The 19,563-nt window shown below is 66.1% G+C and carries 16 protein-coding genes and 2 tRNA genes; 11 read left to right on the forward strand and 7 right to left on the reverse strand.

What is annotated here, in order from left to right:
* Nucleotides 1-24: 24 nt before the first annotated feature.
* Nucleotides 25-2,610 (reverse strand): aminopeptidase N, encoded by a 2,586-nt coding sequence (gene pepN, locus IDF66_RS18735; protein WP_190268149.1) that lies wholly within the window; start codon nucleotides 2,608-2,610, stop codon nucleotides 25-27.
* 122 nt (nucleotides 2,611-2,732) lie between these two features.
* On the opposite strand from pepN, the gene IDF66_RS18740 reads away from it, so the two are divergent.
* A complete protein-coding gene (locus tag IDF66_RS18740) occupies nucleotides 2,733-3,365 on the forward strand; it encodes a mycothiol-dependent nitroreductase Rv2466c family protein (protein ID WP_190268150.1) in 633 nt (210 codons plus the stop codon).
* 36 nt (nucleotides 3,366-3,401) lie between these two features.
* Here IDF66_RS18740 and IDF66_RS18745 read toward each other — a convergent pair whose 3' ends face one another.
* Nucleotides 3,402-4,430, reverse strand: a complete 1,029-nt coding sequence (locus IDF66_RS18745; protein ID WP_190268151.1) for a M48 family metallopeptidase — start codon at nucleotides 4,428-4,430, stop codon at nucleotides 3,402-3,404.
* Between the two features lie 22 nt (nucleotides 4,431-4,452).
* On the opposite strand from IDF66_RS18745, the gene IDF66_RS18750 reads away from it, so the two are divergent.
* Nucleotides 4,453-4,929: a ribose-5-phosphate isomerase gene (locus IDF66_RS18750; RefSeq protein WP_190268152.1), complete on the forward strand. Its 477-nt coding sequence runs from the start codon at nucleotides 4,453-4,455 to the stop codon at nucleotides 4,927-4,929.
* 29 nt (nucleotides 4,930-4,958) lie between these two features.
* On the forward strand, nucleotides 4,959-5,777 hold the full coding sequence (locus tag IDF66_RS18755) for an Fpg/Nei family DNA glycosylase (protein WP_190268153.1): 819 nt from the start codon (nucleotides 4,959-4,961) through the stop codon (nucleotides 5,775-5,777).
* Nucleotides 5,778-5,784: 7 nt separating this feature from the next.
* Here IDF66_RS18755 and IDF66_RS23990 read toward each other — a convergent pair whose 3' ends face one another.
* Nucleotides 5,785-5,919: a hypothetical protein gene (locus IDF66_RS23990; RefSeq protein WP_263282344.1), complete on the reverse strand. Its 135-nt coding sequence runs from the start codon at nucleotides 5,917-5,919 to the stop codon at nucleotides 5,785-5,787.
* Nucleotides 5,920-6,086: 167 nt separating this feature from the next.
* Between IDF66_RS23990 and IDF66_RS18760 the strand changes: the two genes are divergently transcribed.
* Entirely contained in the window at nucleotides 6,087-7,022 is a 936-nt protein-coding gene (locus IDF66_RS18760; protein WP_190268154.1) for a PE-PPE domain-containing protein, read from the forward strand.
* Nucleotides 7,023-7,130: 108 nt separating this feature from the next.
* A complete protein-coding gene (gene sthA / locus IDF66_RS18765; protein ID WP_190268155.1) occupies nucleotides 7,131-8,582 on the forward strand; it encodes a Si-specific NAD(P)(+) transhydrogenase in 1,452 nt (483 codons plus the stop codon).
* A gap of 121 nt (nucleotides 8,583-8,703) precedes the next feature.
* On the opposite strand, the gene IDF66_RS18770 is transcribed toward sthA, so the two are convergent.
* From IDF66_RS18770 to IDF66_RS18780, 3 genes are all read right to left on the reverse strand, one after another.
* Nucleotides 8,704-9,411: a L,D-transpeptidase gene (locus IDF66_RS18770; protein WP_164306632.1), complete on the reverse strand. Its 708-nt coding sequence runs from the start codon at nucleotides 9,409-9,411 to the stop codon at nucleotides 8,704-8,706.
* A 288-nt stretch (nucleotides 9,412-9,699) separates the two neighbouring features.
* Entirely contained in the window at nucleotides 9,700-10,878 is a 1,179-nt protein-coding gene (locus IDF66_RS18775; RefSeq protein ID WP_223309891.1) for a lipase family protein, read from the reverse strand.
* Between the two features lie 574 nt (nucleotides 10,879-11,452).
* A tRNA-Gly gene (locus IDF66_RS18780) sits at nucleotides 11,453-11,526 on the reverse strand.
* Nucleotides 11,527-11,739: 213 nt separating this feature from the next.
* Between IDF66_RS18780 and IDF66_RS18785 the strand changes: the two genes are divergently transcribed.
* The 5 genes from IDF66_RS18785 (at nucleotide 11,740) to clpX (ending at nucleotide 16,456) form a co-directional block, all read left to right on the forward strand.
* Nucleotides 11,740-11,813: transfer RNA gene (locus IDF66_RS18785), tRNA-Pro, on the forward strand.
* A gap of 64 nt (nucleotides 11,814-11,877) precedes the next feature.
* Nucleotides 11,878-13,248: a trigger factor gene (tig, locus tag IDF66_RS18790; RefSeq protein WP_190268157.1), complete on the forward strand. Its 1,371-nt coding sequence runs from the start codon at nucleotides 11,878-11,880 to the stop codon at nucleotides 13,246-13,248.
* A 239-nt stretch (nucleotides 13,249-13,487) separates the two neighbouring features.
* On the forward strand, nucleotides 13,488-14,096 hold the full coding sequence (locus tag IDF66_RS18795; RefSeq protein WP_190268158.1) for an ATP-dependent Clp protease proteolytic subunit: 609 nt from the start codon (nucleotides 13,488-13,490) through the stop codon (nucleotides 14,094-14,096).
* Between the two features lie 53 nt (nucleotides 14,097-14,149).
* Nucleotides 14,150-14,860, forward strand: a complete 711-nt coding sequence (locus IDF66_RS18800) for an ATP-dependent Clp protease proteolytic subunit (RefSeq protein ID WP_223309858.1) — start codon at nucleotides 14,150-14,152, stop codon at nucleotides 14,858-14,860.
* Nucleotides 14,861-15,175: 315 nt separating this feature from the next.
* The gene (gene clpX, locus IDF66_RS18805; protein ID WP_164306637.1) at nucleotides 15,176-16,456 is read left to right on the forward strand and encodes an ATP-dependent Clp protease ATP-binding subunit ClpX; all 1,281 of its coding nucleotides are present in this window, start codon (nucleotides 15,176-15,178) and stop codon (nucleotides 16,454-16,456) included.
* A 118-nt stretch (nucleotides 16,457-16,574) separates the two neighbouring features.
* On the opposite strand, the gene IDF66_RS18810 is transcribed toward clpX, so the two are convergent.
* Complete coding sequence (locus tag IDF66_RS18810; protein ID WP_190268159.1) at nucleotides 16,575-18,893, reverse strand: FdhF/YdeP family oxidoreductase; 2,319 nt, start codon at nucleotides 18,891-18,893, stop codon at nucleotides 16,575-16,577.
* Between the two features lie 48 nt (nucleotides 18,894-18,941).
* Here IDF66_RS18810 and mobA point away from each other — a divergent pair, with 48 nt between their 5' ends.
* Complete coding sequence (gene mobA, locus IDF66_RS18815) at nucleotides 18,942-19,550, forward strand: molybdenum cofactor guanylyltransferase (protein ID WP_190268160.1); 609 nt, start codon at nucleotides 18,942-18,944, stop codon at nucleotides 19,548-19,550.
* The last annotated feature ends 13 nt before the right edge of the window (nucleotides 19,551-19,563 follow it).

Genomic DNA, 19,563 nt, shown 5'->3' on the forward strand with positions numbered 1-19,563 from the left:
ACGGTGCCGCCGGACCCCGGACACTCACTGCTGTGCGTCGAACTCCCGTGCGCGCAGCGACCGGGCCACGGTGTCACGCCCCTCGGAGATCAGGCGTTTCAGTGCCGGCGGGTGATCGGCGGACAGGAACTCGTCCGCGGCGGAGATACCCTCGGCGTTGATCGCCCAGTGTGGGTAGAGGCCCACGACAACCGTCTGCGCCACCTCACTCGACCGACGGGCCCAGATATCGGGGATCGCCTCGAAGTACTTGGCCACATACGGCTGCAGCAGCTCGTCCTGGCCTGCCCGTGCGAAGCCCTCGATCATGGTCCGGGTGTAGACATTCGAGAGCGAGTCGTCGTCGACGGCCTGAGCCCAGGCGTCGGCCTTGGCCTCGGCCAGTGGTCGGGACGCCCGCGCGGCGGCCGCCTGGCGCTGACCGGTGGCTGTGTTGTCGCGTCCCGCCTCGGCGTCGATGACCGGCGAGCTCGCCGGATCCGTGTCGATCGCGCCTGCCGAGGCCAGTGCGCGCACCAACTTCCAGCGCATGTCGGTGTCCACCACGAGACCGGCGAGTCCGTGCGACGTCGGATCGTCGCCGTCGAGCAGACCGCGCGCGGCCGGGATCTGATCGTCATTCAGCTTGCCCGCGAGCCAGGTGTTCACGAAGGCGAGCTGATGATCGGAGCCGGACTCGGATCCTCGCGCGAGTTCGAGTAGTCGGGCGCTGAAACCCGGACGGCCTGTCGCCGACACCCATGCGGGATCGGCGTAGGCCTCGACTGCGCTGGTCGCCTGCATCAGGACTCGTTGCACCACACCGATCTCCGATTCGGAGGCGATGCCGCGCTGTACCAACTCGGCGAACTCGCGGGCCGCCATCTCGGCCTGCCGGGTCATCTCCCAGGCCGCCGACCAGACGAGCGTGCGCGGCATCGGATCGGCGATGTCGCCGATCCGGGCGGTCGCGGTGGCCAGCGACTCCGAGTCCAGGCGGACCGACGCGTAGGTGAGATCGTCGTCGTTGAGCAGCACGAGGGCGCCGCGGGCCACCCCGACGAGCTCGGCGACGTCGGTCCGTTCGCCCTCGACGTCGAGTTCGGCGCTGTGGACGCGCTCGAGCGCCCCGGAGCCGTTGTCGTCGTAGATGCCGACCTTCATGCGATGGACGCGGGTCTCGCCTGCGCCTGGTTGCGCGCCGTCCTGGACGATCGTGAACCGGCTGAACTTCCCGTCCGCGTCGAGCTCGAAGTCGGGCCGCATCACGTTGATGCCGGTCGTCTTGAGCCACTGGGAACCCCAGTCGGACAGGTCGCGCCCGGACGACTTCTCCAGTGCGGCAAGGAGATCGGAGAACGATGCGTTGCCGAACTTGTGGGCCTCGAAGTAGTCGCGCAGACCGGCCAGGAAGTCCTCGAGGCCGACATAGGCGACCAGTTGCTTGAGGACCGACGCACCCTTGGCGTAGGTGATGCCGTCGAAGTTGACCTCGACGGCTGCGATGTCGGGGATATCTGCGGCCACCGGGTGGGTCGACGGCAGCTGGTCCTGTCGATACGCCCAGGATTTCTCGACGTTCGCGAACGTGGTCCACGCGTTCTTGTACTCGGTCGCCTCCGACTGGGACAGGACAGAAGCGAACGTGGCGAAGGACTCGTTGAGCCACAGGTCATCCCACCACTGCATGGTGACCAGGTCGCCGAACCACATGTGGGCCATCTCGTGCAGGACGGTCTCGGCGCGACGCTCGTAGAGGTACTTGGTGACCCGTGAACGGAAGACGTAATCCTCGAGAAAGGTCACCGCGCCTGCGTTCTCCATGGCGCCTGCGTTGAACTCCGGCACGAAGAGCTGATCGTATTTGCCGAAGGCGTAGGGGATGCCGAAGTTCTCGTGGTAGAAGCCGAAGCCCTGTTTGGTCTCGGTGAACAGCCGCTCGGCGTCCATGTGCTCGGCAAGCGATGCGCGGCAATAGATCCCGAGCGGAATGGTGCCGTGATCGTCGGTGTAGCTGTCGGTCCACTCCGCATAGGGGCCGGCGATCAGGGCGACGAGATACGTGCTCAGCAGCGGCGTTGCGCGGAACCGGTGGAGTCCCGGTTCGGCAGCGAGCGTGTTCACCACCGCCGCATTCGAGATCACCTTCCAGTCCTCGGGTGCGGTGACCGTCAGCGTGTAGGTGGCCTTCAGGTCCGGCTGGTCGAAACAGGCGAACATGCGCTTGGCGTCGGCTGTCTCGAACTGGGAATACAGATAGACCGCATCGTCGGTCGGGTCGACGAAGCGGTGCAGCCCCTCGCCGGTGTTGGAGTACGCACAGTCGGCGACGACCGTGAGGGTGTTCTCGGCGGCCAGTGACGGGAGTGCGATGCCCACCGACTCGTCGAAGCCGGACACGTCGAGATCGGTGCCGTTGAGGGTCGCCGAGATGAGCGACGGTGCGACGAGGTCGATGAAGGTCTCGGCCCCGGGCGAGGCCGTGAACGTCACGGTGGTCACCGATCGGAAGGTGTCGACCCCCGGGCCGCCGTTGCCGTCGGTGAGGTCGAGGTCGATCGCATAGTTGCCGACATCGATCGTCGCGGCGCGTTCGCGGGCTTGGTCGCGGGTCAGGTTGGGAGCAGTCACAGTCGGGTCAGTCCGCCTCTCGAATCGTGGTCCGTGGGCCAGCTTAACGGGAATGAGCGTCCGGGAATCTGGTTGTAGTTTGCGAAGAGGTATACCCACGACACACGCGGAAGGTCAGGTCGATGGCGACAGAGACGCAGACAGGTCAGCAGGCACAGGATCGGGTGGATTTCTGGTTCGACCCACTGTGTCCGTGGTGCTGGATCACTTCGCGATGGATTCTGGAGGCCGAGAAGGTCCGTTCCATCGACGTGAAATTCCACGTCATGAGCCTGGCGGTGCTGAACGAGGGCAAGGACATCCCCGAGGAGTACCGCGAAGGACTCAAGCAGGCCTGGGGTCCGGTACGCGTGATCGCCGCGGCATGGGCGCAGAAGGGTGACGAGATCCTGGCACCGCTCTACGCGGCGATGGGCACGCGCATCCACAACAAGGGCATCAAGGACTCCGGCCAGGTGATCAGCGAGTCGCTGGCCGAACTCGAACTGGACCCGTCGCTGGCCGACGCTGCCACCTCGGAGGAGTTCGACGAGTGGATCCGGACGAGCCATCACGAGGGCATGGACAAGGTCGGCGACGACGTCGGAACCCCGACCATCCATGTGAACGGTGTCGCGTTCTTCGGGCCGGTGCTCTCCCGTATCCCGCGCGGCGAGACCGCAGGGACCGTCTGGGACGGTGCCGTAGCGCTCGCGTCCTACCCGCACTTCTTCGAACTGAAGCGCAGTCGCGACGAAGATCCCGAATTCGACTGACTCCCGGCCGGGCCGGTGCGGCGGTGTCGCACCGGCTCAGAGCTTGGGTGGCATCTCCAGCCCGTTGGGCAGCGTGCCCGGTGTGACGGCCGCCGGGTGCGGTGGCGGCGGGACCGGGACGACGTTTCCGCTGCCGACGCCGCGCACGATGGCCTTCGGACGGAACAGCATCGCGCCCGCACGGGTGCGATCGCGCAGTGCCGCCGCCCGCCAGGTGAGCACGGGGTGTGAGGCCAGTGCGTTGACCGCCCAGGTGAAGAATCCACGTTCGTGGGTGGCCCGGTCCGCGAACTGGTCGAAATCCACCGCCGACAACATGTATTTGCCCGCCGAGAGCACGCCCATCGCCCCGGGTACCCCTCGGGGTTTGGTGTAGTAGCCGTAGTTGTCGGCGGTGTATTCCTGTGCCCGCGACAGTGCCGCGCCGATCAGCGGGATGTTCATGCCCACCACGGTGGCCAGCTGTCGCCAGTAGGAGGTGTGGCCCGCGGCGATATGACCGACCTCGTGGCCGATGATGAACTCGAGCGCCTCGGGGTCGCGCGCTCGACCACCCACCTCGAAGAGGTCCGAGTAGACCACCACGTACCGCCGGAAGCCGTGTCCGGAGGCGAAGGCGTTGATCATGCCGTTGCCGAGCACCACATAGGCATCGGGAACGTACTCGAGTCCGTAGCGGGCGGCCGCCTCGACCACGATCCGGTAGCCCTCGGGGAATTGCGTCGGCGTCATCTGCACGCCGTTCACGCGGGGTTGCGCGTAGGTCAACCCACGAATCAGCAGGAGGACCAGGGGAGCGGCCAGGAGCGCGAGGAAGTACTCGCTGAACTGGCCGAGGACCACCAGCCAGACGATCACGAGGTAACCGATGAGCGTGATCGCGACGATCAGCACGAGCATCGGGATCTCCCATGGATGCAGGCGTGGCCGCAGCGCGTATTGGGCAGGCGGCAGCCAGTAGGCGCCTGGCCCCGACTCCGGAGGCGCTGAGGTCCGGTCACGGTCGGCGTCCGCGTGTGAGTCCGAGACACCGGGAACATTGGGTATCGGCGATTGTGCGTCCACCCGACCAATCTATAGTGACGCCATGCGTGTCTACCTCGGTGCCGACCATGCCGGATTCGAATTGAAGAACGCGATCGCCGAACACCTGACGTCCAACGGTCATGAAGTCGTCGATTGCGGTGCGCTCACCTACGACGCGCAGGACGACTATCCGGCGTTCTGCATCGAGGCCGCACGTCGCACCGTGGCAGACCCGGGCAGTCTGGGAATCGTATTGGGCGGCAGCGGAAACGGCGAGCAGATCGCCGCGAACAAGGTGCCCGGTGCGCGTTGCGCCCTGGCGTGGAGCACCGAGACCGCCCAGCTCGCCCGGCAGCACAACAATGCGCAGCTCATCGGGATCGGCGGCCGGATGCACAGCACGGCGGAAGCCCTCGCGATCGTGGATGCGTTCATTGCGACCCCGTGGTCGGACGAGGCTCGTCACCAGCGACGGATCGACATCCTCGCCGACTACGAGCGCACCGGCGAGGCGCCTGCCCTGCCGGAACAGAGCTGAGGCGACCCGCTCCGGGTCGTGGGTGAGTCGTGCCCGAAGGTCACACCCTGCATCGGTTGGCCCGCCGACAACAGCGCGCGTTCGGTGGGTCGTCGGTTCGTGTCAGCAGCCCGCAGGGCCGCTTCGTCGACGGTGCCGCCGCAGTCGACGGCATGGTGTTCGCCAAGGCGGAGGCGTGGGGCAAGCACCTCGTCCAGCATTTTCGGCCGCTCGGGGGACGGGCGCGCGCCGGTCGGCGGATGATCCACGTCCATCTCGGTCTGTATGGTGCGTTCAGCGAGGCGGCGATGCCGATGGACGATCCGGTCGGCCAGGTCCGGATGCGGATCGAGGGTCGCGACGTGGGGACGGATCTGCGCGGACCGACCGCGTGCGAATTGTTCACCCCGGCCGACCTGGATGCCCTGATCGCCCGGCTGGGTCCCGATCCGTTACGCAGCGATGCGGATCCGGCACGTGCCCGGGACGCCATCGCCCGGTCGCGCCGTCCGATAGGTGCCATGTTGATGGACCAACGTGTGATCGCTGGCGTGGGGAACGTCTATCGGGCCGAGGTCCTGTTCCGGGCGGGCATCGACCCTTATCGGGAGAGTCGCCGGATCGATCCCGCCGAGTTCGACGGGCTGTGGTCTGACCTCGTGGGCCTGATGCGGATCGGGGTGCGTCGCGGACGGATGCACGTGGTCCGGCCCGACGACGATCACGGGGCGCCGTCGTATGCGACCGATCGTCCGCGCACATATGTGTATCGCCGCGCGGGGGAGCCCTGTCGGATCTGTGGGGCCACCGTACGTGTCGCCGAACTAGACGGGCGAAACCTGTATTGGTGTCCCGCTTGTCAGCGTTGAGGGGCGATCAGCGGGTTTCGGCGCGCTGCGCCATCACCAGGAGTTCGTCGCGCTGGTTGCGACTGGCGAGCGCATAGATGTCGGCGTAGAGCTTGCGCTGTGCGAAGGGCTGGAAACGGGCGCGGAGGCGTGCGAAGGACATGAGGGTACAACTCCTGAATTTGCGGTGCTTCGACTCCCATTGTCCGTGTTACAGCCAGGTTAATCAATCTGACCTGGGGTGATGTCCCTTACGTCGAGTACGCGAATCACAGGAAACCCTCAGGCTCGGCCACGGAATTTCACACCCGGTACACGCACCATGGGGCGATGGGCGGGTTCTCTGAAATCGGATCACGGCAGCACCGGCGGGTGACCGTGCTCGCAGTGGGCGGCACCGGGGAGTCCTTCGACGGCGACCGACGACGTGCCGTGACCGGCATGCTGCGCGGCGTCACCGAAGGACTCGACGATCGCTTTGACTGTCGATGGATCGGATATCCCGCCAGCTACGGCCCCGCACCACACATCGGCGGGATCAGCTATCAGCGCAGCCTCGACATCGGGATGCGCGAGGTCGGCTCGGCCCTGCGGCAGACCGAGGGACCCGTCGCCTTGATCGGTTACTCGCAAGGCGCCGTGGTGATCCGGGCCGCGCTGCACGAACTGGGCGAGGCCTCCGACCCGGTACTCGAGCGCGTGTTGGCGGTCGGGTTCGTCGCCGACCCCCATCAGCCGCCGGGCGTGGTGGCGGGTTGTGAGGGATGGGGTGTCGCCGGCCCGGGGCCTGCCCTGCCGGCCACCGTGCCGGCTCACTGGGTTGGCACGCCGGACGACATGATCTGCAACGCGACTGCGGACTCTTTCCTTCGCGACGTCGCCGATCTGACGGCAGGTTTCGCAGTGGGCCGAGTCAGATCCTGGATGATGCAGATGTGGAACATATTGCGGCACAATTCCTTCCAGAATGCCGATCGGACATCGCCGGGGCTGGCGCAGATGTCACACGACGTCGGGCGGCTCTGGTCGGCGGGCCGGGAGGTGCTCGGTTATCTACCCGGGACCATCGCCTGGCGCGGACTGGTGTTCCGTAATCGCCGGGGCGGCCGGCACACGTCCTATGCCCGGGAGCCGTACCGGCGCGAATCATGGACGGACCCCGACACCACCGGATGCGAGGCGCTCGCCGCCTGGCTGCAGGTGTGCGCGACGTTCTCCGACGTCGGTTGCGCGGCGGAGTGGGGCGAGGTCGAGTTCGCCGCCTGAGCGTGTGGCGCCCGATCCGTCCGCGCCGATGATTCGTCGGTGTTAAATCCCGTCGAACACTGTGCTTCTCGAGTCGTACCGCCCCGGATTCGGGGCGAGACTTGATCCATGGATCATTACGACGTCGTCGTCATCGGTTCCGGTCCGGCGGGGCAGAAGGCCGCGATCGCCGCGGCCAAGCTCGGCAAGCGGGCTGCCATCGTCGAGCGGCGGGACATGGTCGGGGGAGTGTGCATCAACACCGGCACCATCCCGTCGAAGACGTTGCGCGAGGCCGTTCTCTATCTGTCCGGACTGAATCAACGTGAGCTGTACGGACAGTCCTACCGGCTGAAGTCGGACATCACCGTCAGCGATCTGGCAGCCCGCACCATGCACGTGGTCGGGAAGGAGATCGACGTCATCCAGAGCCAGCTCGCCCGGAACTCGGTTCGGATGCTGATCGGCAGTGCACATTTCGTCGATCCGCACGAGATCGCGATCGAGGATGCCACCGGAGATCTCAAACGCGTCAGCGCCGATCATTTCGTGATCGCCGTCGGGACCAGACCGGCGCGGCCGGCGAGTGTCGAGTTCGACGGGATGACCGTCGTCGACTCCGACCAGATCCTGTCCATGGACCGGGTTCCCGGTTCGATGGTGGTGGTGGGCGCCGGCGTGATCGGCATCGAGTACGCCTCGATGTTCGCCGCGCTCGGCACCAAGGTGACCGTCATCGAGCAGCGTCCCGTGATGCTCGACTTCTGCGATCGGGAGATCGTCGAGGCCCTGCAATACCAACTGCGTGAGCGGGGAGTCACCTTCCGGTTCGGCGAGCACGTGAAGACCGTCGAGACACATCCGTCGGGCACGCTGACCATCCTGGAATCCGGCAAGAAGATCCCTGCCGACACCGTGCTGTACTCGGCGGGCCGTCAGGGCGTCTCCGACGAACTCCGGGTGGAGGCCGCCGGGCTGACCGCGGACGCTCGGGGCCGGCTGAAGGTCGACGAGCACTTCCGCACCGCGGTCGATCACATCTACGCGGTCGGCGACGTCATCGGATTCCCCGCCCTCGCAGCCACATCGATGGAGCAGGGGCGTCGTGCCGCCTATCACGCCTTCGGCGAGCCCGTCGGTGCCACCGACGAGGATCTCCAGCCGATCGGGATCTACGCGATCCCGGAGATCAGTTTCGTCGGCAAGAGCGAAGACCAGCTGACCACTGCCAACATCCCGTTCGAGGTGGGGGTCGCACGCTACCGGGAACTCGCCCGCGGCGCGATCATGGGCGATTCCTACGGTCTGCTCAAACTCCTCGTCCACGCCGAGGACCGAACCCTGCTGGGAGTCCACGCGTTCGGTGGCAACGCCGCCGAACTGGTGCACATCGGGCAGACGGTGATGGGTCTGTCGGGCACCGTCGACTACCTGGTCGACGCGGTGTTCAACTATCCGACGCTCGCCGAGGGATACAAGGTCGCGGCGCTGGACGCGGCGAACAAGATGCGGGCCATCGCCCGGGTGCGGTCGGCGGGGCAGCACCTGGATCTGGAGGCGGGGCCTGCGGTCGGGGGATGAGGGTCGCCCAAGGGGGCTCCGGGCCTGGCGCCAGGGTCTCCGAGGACCGACGAGCAATGAGAAGGGCCCGGTCCGTGTGGACCGGGCCCTTCTCAGGTTCGTGAAGATCTGGCGGGTGTACTCAGTCGCCGGTGTATTTCGGACCGACGGTGCCACGCACGACGATCGGAGTATCACGGGGGATGGTGTTGAACACCCACTTGCCGTTCTCGGTGCTCACGTTGATGCAGCCGTGGCTCGCATTGCTGCGGCCCTGCTGTGACACCGACCAGGGAGCCGCATGGATGAAGATGCCGTCCCACGACATGCGGGTCGCGTACTCGACGTACGTGCGGTAGCCCTCGGCGGAGTCGACCGGCACACCGTACGTGGACGAGTCCATGTACATGTCGCGGTACTTCTCCTTGGTGTGGTACACGCCGTTCGGGGTCGGGTGATCGTTGGTGCCCATGGAGATCGGCATCGTCTTGACCTGATTACCGTTGTGCCACCAGGTGATCTGATGGGAGGCGTCGTCGGCGAGTGCGATCCAGCCGGTCGAGGTCTTGACTCCGGGGATGGCCGGGCCCTTGGGCTTCTCCGGCGTCGTGGGAGTCGGCTTCGGCTTCGGAGTGCTCTTCGGCGTCGACGGGGCACCCGGGATCTGCGGGGCACCCGGGATGTCGGGGATCGTCAGCGGCGGCAGCCCCGGCACCGGGGAGATGGTCGTCGGTGCGGCACTGGCGGCGATCGGCAGGGCGAGCACGACGGCGAGCGCGCCGATCACGATGGCGATCGCACGTTGTGTCAGGCCGCGACGCGCGCGACGTGAAGGCTTCGATGTGAACACAGAGAGACCTTTGCAGTTCGAGTTACTGAAGCGCTTCCCCCGGAGCGCTCAACCATCGTTACACAAACGTTGTCATCGGGCCAAAGCCGAAACGTCGAACATTCCACCAATTCCGCCCGACGGATGGGGTGATTCCGTGAACAGCGTGGTGACCGGTGCAGGTGACCCAGTCGGCGTGACAACCGTCACATCTGGACGGGTCATCTGTACGACCTGCGGCCGTCACGTGGCCGCGACCCGATGACAGTGTTCACGCGGGGTCACCCGGTGACCCCGCGTGAACTCCGGTCAGCAGCTACTCGGAGCCGGAGCCCCGTTGAAGCGGTCGGTGAGGTATTGGAAAGCGGGCAGGAGACCGATGACAGCAGCCGACAGATGATCGGGCGACGGCGTCAGCAGTCGCTGGACGCGAGCGCCGGCCCGGCAGTATCGGTTGATCGTGTAGTCGATCGACGACACGGGGATGAGGACATCGGTCGGGCTGTGCCATTCGAAGATGGGAACCCGCGGGATTCCGGGATAGAGCGAGAGGCTGTTCTCCTCGACGACCCGACGCGCATCCTTGTTGTCGAAGATCGCTCGGCCGCCGATGGTCACCTGCTGCGCGTCATGACCGGCGCCCAGGCGCAGGATGTCGTTCGTGCAGGCGTTGCGCATGCCCTGGTACATCTGCCTCCCGAGCGGCGACAGGTATTTCATCATCGGGATCTGTTCGGGGTACTCGCGCGCGACGCCGATCGCCGCGGCGAACGCCAGGCCGAAGGCCGGATGTGGGTTGTTGTAGCCCAGCCCCTCGGCCATCTTGATCAGGTTCATCGGCACGCCACCGTACGCGGCGCCGACGATGTTCAGCTCGGGCGCGTACTTCGGTGCCAGCGCGGCTGCCCACGCGGTGGCCATACCGCCACCGGAGTAGCCGGCCATGCCGACGCGACTCTTGGCCACCTGTGCGGGTGCGAATCGCTGCACCGCGCGGATGCCGTCCAAGGTGATCTGGCCCCCGAGTTTGGCCGCCCCGTAAGCGCTGCGTGGGCCGAGGTGGTCGGGGATGGCGATCGTCCAGCCGCGCTGCAGTGCCACGTTCAGAGCCGGGGCCTCCCGGATCGTCAGATTCGGATCCTGGGTCCAGAGTGCTTGCGACGGAGCGCATTCGAGGCCGGTCGCGTTGATGATGTGCTGGAACGACAGAAGTGGTCCGTTGACGGGCTTCTTGGTGGGCACCAACAGGGTGGTCACGGCCGAGATCGGCTTGCCCTGGCTGTCGGACGAACGGAACTTGATCTGGTAGGTCCGGACGTCGAAGAACGCGGGAGGATTGGGTCGGCCGCGCACCGAGATCACGTCACCGGGCGCATACTTCCCGATGTTCTTCGGGATCGTGTAGAAGCTGTCGGGTAGCGGTGTCGGCATCGCCACGTCGTCGGCGGACGCGGTCGGTGTGGCGGCGATCATGCCGCCCGCGATCATCGACAGTGCCGCCGCGGCGGCGACCAGTCTGCGTCGAATGGCCGTCGTCCTACGCGGCGGCGACGGCGTGATGTGCGTTCGGTCGTCGGGCAAGAGCATGTGTCCCCCAGGGCTGACTTTCAGGATCGGCTGTTCTCCGACGTCCTCCGACCCCCACGGTGGTGTCCGTCGTTCGTCCTAATGGTGCGACACATGGATGCTCAATGCCAACGCGTGTTGAGATATTTGGTCCGGACGGATGGTTGGTTGGCATGCCGAGACCCGGCGCCCGCGGGCGCCGGTGCGATGGGGCCGTCAGGCCGGCTGCGGGTGCTCGGTCCGTAGGTGACGAGCCGGTTCAGAACAGGACTCATCGCGGCACACGAGCATCACGTCGACGCGTCCGGGACCGGTGTCGGAGTGTGTGACGTCCTTTCGGACGTACAGGTGTGCACCGCAACTCGGGCACTTGCGCGGGCTCTTCGAATGGCTGGATGACATGGCCCAACCCTACGCCGCATGTGGCGCATATCACAGGTCCCGGCATGGGTCCCGTGTAGGTCCGACAGTCCTCGTGATCGAGGTGTCGTTCGTGTGGAGCGGGTGACGGGAATCGAACCCGCGTAGCTAGTTTGGAAGACTAGGGCTCTACCATTGAGCTACACCCGCGTGCCGCGCCACCGATGGGATCGCCACCGGCGTCGCGTGCGCACCAGACTGTACCCGGTGAGGTCGGTGATCTCGAAATCGCCTCGCGGGTCGGTATCCGCCCGGGTCGGAGAGCACCCGTTTAGGTCGTCGGCGCACCGCCACGTACTATCTTCTGTTGGCCCTGCTCTGCGTTCTCACCGGTCTCCGGTCCGTGTCGCGACGAGGGTCGACCGGGATGTGGCGCAGCTTGGTAGCGCATCCGCTTTGGGAGCGGAGGGTCGCAGGTTCAAATCCTGTCATCCCGACTCAGGTGAACGACCTCGAGACTTGTCATTACCCGACGCAGAAATGCAGATGTTAGGAGCAGGCGTGAAGAGCACCGTCGAGCAGCTGAGCCCGACCCGAGTGAAGCTCAATGTCGAAGTCCCCTTCGAGGAGTTGTCCGGGGAGTTCGACCGGGCCTACAAGTCTCTGGCCCAGCAGATCCGGATCCCGGGCTTCCGACCGGGTAAAGCGCCCGCGAAGCTGATCGAGGCCCGCGTCGGTCGTGATTCGATTCTCGCCCAGGTGGTCAACGACGCGCTCCCGACCAAGTACTCGCAGGCCGTCGAGGAGACCGATACGAAGGCGATCGGTCAGCCCGAGATCGACCTCGCCGAGCTCGTGTACGGCGATCCGGTCACCTTCACCGCCGAGGTCGACGTCCGTCCGGACGTCGAACTGCCGGACTACTCGACCCTGGCCGTCGAGGTCGACGCCATCGAGGTCGACGACGCCGAGGTCGAGGAGCAGGTCGAGGGGCTGCGAGCCCGGTTCGGCACCTTGAAGGGCGTGGACCGTGGCGCCGAGAACGGTGACTTCGTCTCGATCGACCTGGCCGCCACCGTCGACGGCGAGGCCGTCGAGGAGGCATCGACCGAGGGCCTGTCGCACGAGGTCGGTTCGGGTCAGCTGATCGAGGGCCTCGACGACGCGCTGGTCGGGATGACCGCAGGCGAGAACAAGGAGTTCACCACCAAGCTCGTCGCCGGCGACCATGCCGGTGAGGACGCCCAGGTGACGGTGACCGTGAACTCGGTCAAGGAGCGCGAACTCCCCGAGCTCGACGACGAGTTCGCCCAGATGGCCAGCGAATTCGACACCGTGGCCGAACTGCGCGAGAGCCTCGTGGAGCGCGTCGAGCAGTCGAAGAAGCTCGAGCAGGCCAACGCTATCCGCGACAAGGTCCTCGAGGAGCTGCTCGAGAAGGTCGAGATCCCGCTGCCGGAGAAGGTCGTCGCCGACGAGATCGAGGGCCAGCAGCACCAGGTGATCCACGCGCTCGGTCACGATGACGAGCAGGTCGCCAAGTTCCTCGAGGCACAGGGCAAGACGCGCGAGGAGTGGGACAACGAGGCTCGCGGAGAGGCCGAGAAGTCGGTCAAGACGCAGCTGCTGCTCGATGCCATCGCCGAACAGCAGGGCACCGAGGTCGGCCAGGACGAGCTGACCCAGCAGATCCTCTTCCAGGCGCAGCGCTACGGGATGCAGCCGCAGGAGTTCATCCAGCAGCTGCAGAACGCCGGCCAGGTCGGCGCGGTCTATGCCGATGTCCGGCGGGGCAAGGCACTCGCCGGGATCGTCGCGGACGTGACCGTGACCGACAGCAAGGGTGCGGCGGTCGACACCGACGAGTTCTTCGGCAAGCCCGAGGAAGCAGCCGATGACGAGGCAGCCGAAGACAACAGCGCGGAGAACTGAGTATCCACACGTAGATGCATGAACAGCCGGAGCCGGGTCAGCACCCGTCGCCGGCTGTTCTGCTCTCAGCGAAGAGCGGTGTCATCGGGACTGTCCGTCCGGCCGCATTGGTTAGTGTCGATGAGGACGTCGAGATGGCCACCGGGCCGACCCCGGGCATCGCACAGACGAAGGTAGACCCGTAACCGGTTGACGCGGTCGAGGACCGCATGTCACCACGACAGGCAAAGGTAGGAACTGTGAGTGAGCCGACCATCCACACACCAACGCTGAGTTCGGGAGTGGCCGGGCTGAACCTGACCGATTCCGTGTTCGAGCGACTGCTCCGAGAGCGCATCATCTTCCTCGGCACCCAGGTCGACGACGACATCGCGAACCGGTTGTGCGCGCAGATCCTGTTGCTCACCGCCGAGGACCCGACGCGCGACATCAACCTCTACATCAATTCACCGGGTGGTTCGGTCACCTCGGGCATGGCCATCTTCGACACGATGCAGCTGGCCGAGTGTGACGTCGCGACCTACGCCATGGGCATGGCGGCGTCGATGGGGCAGTTCCTGTTGGCGGCCGGTACCCCGGGCAAGCGCCACGCACTGCCGCACGCGCGGATCATGATGCACCAGCCGTCGGCGGGCATCGGCGGCACCGCGGCCGACATCGCCATCCAGGCCGAGCAGTTCGCGGCCACCAAGAAGGAGATGAACCGCCTCAACGCCGAGTTCAGTGGGCAGCCGCTGGAGAAGATCGAGGCCGACGCCGACCGTGACAAGTGGTTCACCGCGCAGGAGGCCAAGGACTACGGCCTGGTCGATCACGTGGTCACTCGCGCATCGGTGATGCCGTCCTGATCTCTCCCGACCACCCCAGTCCCACGAGGCCACTCACAGCAACGGAGCACAAGATGACCAACTCCAGCTCGCTCGACTCCCGACTCCCGGGATCGCTCCCTGCCGACGTCGCGGCCGGTATCCCGGCGTCGGCGCTCGCGCTGCGCGCCATCGAGGCGCGGTACATCCTGCCGCAGTTCATCGAGCACACGCCCAACGGTCAGCGCCAGTACGACCCCTACGCCAAGTTGTTCGAAGAGCGCATCGTCTTCGTCGGTACTCCGATCGACCAAACCGTCGCCAACGACGTGATGGCGCAGCTGCTCGTCCTTGAGTCGCAGGATCCCGATCGCGACATCACGATGTACATCAACTCCCCGGGCGGCAGCGTGCCGGACATGCTCGCGATCTACGACACGATGCAGTACGTGCACTGCGACATCGTGACGGTCTGCCTCGGTGAGGCGGCGTCGGCTGCCGCGATCCTGCTCGCCGGTGGGACACCGGGCAAGCGCGCGGCGCTGCCCAACGCGACGATCCTGATCCATCAGCCGCGGACCGGTGGCGCGTATCAGGGGCAGGTCTCCGACCTGGAGATCCAGGCGGCCGAGATCGAACGGATCCGCAACCGACTCGACGAGATCCTCGCCGGGCACACCGGACAGGACCCGGCGAAGATCCGTAAGGACACCGACCGCGACAACATCCTGACGGCAGAGGCGGCCAAGGAATACGGGATCATCGACGAGGTCTTCGAGTACCGCAAGAAGTCGTTGAAGAAGTAGTCGTCCTGACCCGAGGTACGTGCATCGGCTCGACACGCCGGGCCGATGTGCGTGCCCGAGGTCGTCGTCGCGGTCATCCTTGACGTCTGCGCCACAGTGCCTCACCGGATACCGACGCAGGCGAAGATGACGATCAGGTAGACAGAAGACGACCGAATCGGGACACGACATTTGTCCTTATCGGTCGAAGTTCGAGCGGCACGCGGGTACCGTCAGGTTGATGGGCATTCCGATTGACGGTCGGTGGCCCATGCCCGGCTGCACGCGGAGACCGTCCGCCGGTTCGACCGGAGCAACAAGGAAGGTACAGCACAGATGGCACGAATCGGAGACGGTGGCGATCTGCTGAAGTGCTCTTTCTGCGGAAAGAGTCAGAAGCAGGTCAAGAAGCTGATCGCCGGACCCGGCGTATATATCTGTGACGAGTGCATCGACCTGTGCAACGAGATCATCGAGGAAGAACTCGCCGAGAACGGCGATGTGAAACTCGACGAGTTGCCGAAGCCGGTCGAGATCCGCGACTTCCTCGAGAACTACGTCATCGGCCAGGACACCGCCAAGCGCACTCTCGCCGTTGCCGTCTACAACCATTACAAGCGCATCCAGGCCGGCGAGAAGAAGGATTCGCGCAGCGGCGAGACCGTCGAGATCGCGAAGTCCAACATCCTGATGCTCGGACCGACCGGCTGCGGCAAGACCTACCTCGCGCAGACCCTCGCCAAGATGCTCAACGTGCCCTTCGCGATCGCCGATGCCACCGCCCTCACCGAGGCAGGCTATGTCGGTGAAGATGTGGAGAACATCCTCCTCAAGCTGATCCAGGCGGCGGACTACGACGTCAAGCGCGCCGAGACCGGGATCATCTACATCGACGAGGTCGACAAGGTCGCGCGCAAGAGTGAGAACCCGTCGATCACCCGCGACGTGTCGGGGGAGGGTGTGCAGCAGGCGCTGCTGAAGATCCTCGAGGGAACACAGGCATCGGTGCCGCCGCAGGGGGGACGCAAGCATCCCCATCAGGAGTTCATCCAGATCGACACCACCAACGTGTTGTTCATCGTCGCGGGTGCGTTCGCGGGTCTGGAGAAGATCGTCTCCGAGCGAATCGGTAAGCGCGGCATCGGCTTCGGCAATGAGGTGACGAGCAAGGACGAGGTCGACACCACCGATCACTTCGCCGAGGTGATGCCGGAGGATCTGATCAAGTTCGGTCTGATCCCCGAGTTCATCGGCCGTCTGCCGATCCTCGCATCGGTGACCAACCTGGACAAGGACTCGCTCGTGAGCATCCTGTCCGAACCGAAGAACGCGCTGGTGAAGCAGTACACCAAGCTCTTCGAGATGGACAACGTCGAACTCGAGTTCGCCAAGGACGCACTGGAGGCGATCGCCGATCAGGCCATCCACCGCGGCACCGGGGCCCGTGGTCTGCGCGCCATCATGGAGGAAGTCCTGCTGCCGGTGATGTACGACATCCCGAGCCGCGACGACGTCGAGAAGGTCGTCGTGACCGGAGAGACGGTGCGCGACAATGTGCTCCCGACGATCGTCCCGCGCAAGGAAGGTCGCGACGAGCGGCGAGACAAGAGCGCCTGAGCCATTGTCTGCTCCGTGAGGAGCGAGGCCGTCAGCGAGCCCCGAAGGACCACCAGCCCTTCGGGGCTCGCTGCTGTCGGGCGCACGTCGCGACGCCCGGGAGTCGGTCCGGGCTCGATCAGGCGGTGCGACTCGGCTCGAGACGCACGACGACGGCCTTCGACACCGGGGTGTTCGACTCCTTGGCCACCGCGCCGAGCGGTACCAGTGGATTGGTCTCCGGGTAGTAGGCGGCGGCGTTGCCGCGCGGCGTCGCGTAGGCGATCACCTCGAATCCACTGACCCGCCGTTCCTGTACGCCGTCGGGCGCGGCGAACTCCGACACGATGTCCACCCGGTCACCGGCCTTCAGGCCCCAGCTGTCGATGTCGTCGGGGTTGACCATGATGACCCGGCGATTGCCCTTGATGCCGCGGTAGCGATCGTCGTGGCCGTAGATCGTGGTGTTGTACTGGTCATGACTGCGCAATGTCTGCAGGATCAGTCGTCCCTCGGGGACGCGAACCCACTCGAGGGGATTCACGGCGAAGTTGGCGCGGGAGGTGGCGGTGTCGAACTCTCGACGGTCGCGTGGTGGGTGCGGAAGGACGAAACCGTCGGACAGCCGGACGCGGGTGTTGAAGTTCTCGAAGCCGGGGATGACCCGTGAGATGTGCTCGCGTATCACGTCATAGTCGCCGCGGAACGTCTGCCATGGCACGGCGTGGTCCGATCCCAGAACTGCGGTCGCGAGGTCGCAGACGATGGCCACCTCGCTGTGCAGTTCGGGTGACGTCGGCGGCAGCGAACCCCGGGAGAGATGGACCACCGACATCGAATCCTCCACCGAGACCTGTTGGGGGACACCGTTCACGACGTCTTTGTCGGTACGTCCGAGGGTGGGCAGGATGAGAGCGGCCGAGCCGGTGGCGAGGTGGGACTCGTTGAGCTTGGTGCTGATCTGAACGGTCAGCGAGCACTGCTCGAGCGCCGCTCGGGTGTATTCGGTGTCAGGTGCGGCTGAGACGAAGTTCCCGCCCATCGCGACGAACAACCGGACGTCGCCACGGGCCATCGCGCCGATGGCCGCGACGGTGTCGTACCCGTGGGCGCGTGGACTCACGATGCCGAACTCGGCGTCCTGGGCGGCGAGGAACGACTCGGGCATCTTCTCGAAGATCCCCATCGTCCGGTCGCCCTGCACGTTGGAATGGCCGCGGACCGGACACAGTCCGGCGCCGGGTTTGCCGATCATGCCGCGCATCAGCAGCACGTTGGTGCCCTCGCCGATGGTGGCCACGGCATGGTGATGCTGGGTCAGACCCATCGCCCAGCAGAGGACTATGCGTTCGGACGACGCGACGGCCTCGGCGAGGTCGACGATCGCCGCACGGCTCAGCCCGGTCGCCTCGAGGATGTCGGCGAAGTCGACGTCCTCGAGCAGGCGGAGATAGTCGTCCACACCGGCGCAGTGGCGGTCCAGGAACTCCTGGTCGAGAACTGTTCCGGGGGCGGCACGCTCGGCATCGAGGAGCAGGCGCGCGACACCGCGGAACAGCGCCATGTCCCCGCCGAGGCGAATCTGCAGGTAGTCGTCGGCGAGCTTCACCCCGTGCCCGACCACGCCGCTGACCTTCTGCGGATCCTTGAACCGCATCAGACCGGCCTCGGGCAGCGGGTTGATCGCGATGATCCGGGCGCCGTTGTGCTTGGCCTTCTCCAGAGTCGACAACATGCGCGGATGGTTGGTGCCCGGGTTCTGCCCGGCGATCAGGATCAGGTCGGCGGCCTCGATGTCGGGCACCGTGACCGATCCCTTGCCGATCCCGATCGAGGCGCCGAGTGCCGCGCCGGACGATTCGTGACACATGTTGGAACAGTCGGGGAGGTTGTTGGTGCCGACGCTGCGAGCGAAGAGTTGATAGACGAAGGCAGCCTCGTTGCTGGTCCGTCCCGAGGTGTAGAAGACCGCCTCGTCCGGCGACGACATCGCGGCGAACTCGTCGGCGATGATGCGGTTCGCCTCGTCCCAGCTGACCGGGCGGTAGTGGGTGTCACCGGCGGCCAGGTGGACGGGATGGGTCAGTCGTCCCTGCTGGGACAGCCAGTACCCCGACCTCTCGCGTAGATCCGCGACCGAGTGGGTGGCGAAGAACTCCGGGGTGACCCGCCGCTTGGTGGCCTCCTCGGCGACCGCCTTGGCCCCGTTCTCGCAGAATTCGGCGTGCTTGCGGTGTCCGGGGGTCTCCGGCCAGGCGCAGCCGGGGCAGTCGAAGCCGTCGCGCTGATTCAACTTGGTGAGTGTTCGCGCCGTGCGCAGCGGCCCCATCTGCTCGAGCCCGCGCGCCAGGGCGACCGCAACCGCCGGCACGCCCGCCGCGTAATCCTTCACGTGCCCGATGTGGACGGCGTCGGGTTCGGCGATGGGGGTTTCGTCGCGGGGCTCTGCGGGACTCATATCACCATCTTGCCCCCAGAGACCGGGCGCTTCACAGAGACTGGTCCCATGGCGCAACAGGATGCAGAGCAGCGGGTGGCGGGGATCGTGCTGGCGGGCGGACGCTCACGGCGGATGGGCCGGGACAAGGCGGCACTGGAGTGGGAGGGCGAGCCGATGCTGGCCCGGGTCGTGCGGGTGGTCGGGGAGCGTTGCCAACCGGTCCTGGTGGTGGCGAACGAGGAATCCGCCGCATACCGGTCGATGTTCGGCACCGGCGGTCCGGAGGCCCAGTGGGTCACCGACGAGGCGCCGGGCACCGGCCCGCTCGGCGGGCTCGCGGTCGGACTGGCGAGGGCCGCGGAGGCCGGCGCGGAGTGGGCCTTCGTGTGCGCCACCGACATGCCGTTGATCTCGGTCGACCTCGTCGACGAACTGATGCGCGGCGTGACACCGTCGAACCAGGTGGTGATCGCGACCGACGCCCAGCGCGACCATCCGATGGCAGGTGTCTACCGCACCGACGTGGCCGGGACACTCGGCCGTCTGACCGACGGCGGCGAGCGCCGGATGCTGGCCGCACTCGACCTGCTGACCACTCATCGAGTGGCGGTGAGCAACCCCGAGTGGCTCACCAACGTCAACGCGCCCGAGGACCTGCATCGGCTCCATGTGTGAGACACATGCAGGC

It is taken from the genome of Gordonia hankookensis, assembly GCF_014673215.1.
Classification (GTDB): Bacteria; Actinomycetota; Actinomycetes; order Mycobacteriales; family Mycobacteriaceae; genus Gordonia; species Gordonia hankookensis.

Excerpts from the sequence above, each read along its gene's own strand:
- mobA (WP_190268160.1), top strand. The coding sequence starts at position 18,942 with ATGGCGCAACAGGATGCAGAGCAGCGGGTGGCGGGGATCGTGCTGGCG.
- IDF66_RS18775 (WP_223309891.1), bottom strand. The coding sequence starts at position 10,878 with ATGATCGCGGGCGGCATGATCGCCGCCACACCGACCGCGTCCGCCGAC.
- IDF66_RS18750 (WP_190268152.1), top strand. The coding sequence starts at position 4,453 with ATGCGTGTCTACCTCGGTGCCGACCATGCCGGATTCGAATTGAAGAAC.
- IDF66_RS23990 (WP_263282344.1), bottom strand. The coding sequence starts at position 5,919 with ATGTCCTTCGCACGCCTCCGCGCCCGTTTCCAGCCCTTCGCACAGCGC.
- IDF66_RS18740 (WP_190268150.1), top strand. The coding sequence starts at position 2,733 with ATGGCGACAGAGACGCAGACAGGTCAGCAGGCACAGGATCGGGTGGAT.
- clpX (WP_164306637.1), top strand. The coding sequence starts at position 15,176 with ATGGCACGAATCGGAGACGGTGGCGATCTGCTGAAGTGCTCTTTCTGC.
- IDF66_RS18800 (WP_223309858.1), top strand. The coding sequence starts at position 14,150 with ATGACCAACTCCAGCTCGCTCGACTCCCGACTCCCGGGATCGCTCCCT.
- IDF66_RS18760 (WP_190268154.1), top strand. The coding sequence starts at position 6,087 with ATGGGCGGGTTCTCTGAAATCGGATCACGGCAGCACCGGCGGGTGACC.
- IDF66_RS18810 (WP_190268159.1), bottom strand. The coding sequence starts at position 18,893 with ATGAGTCCCGCAGAGCCCCGCGACGAAACCCCCATCGCCGAACCCGAC.
- sthA (WP_190268155.1), top strand. The coding sequence starts at position 7,131 with ATGGATCATTACGACGTCGTCGTCATCGGTTCCGGTCCGGCGGGGCAG.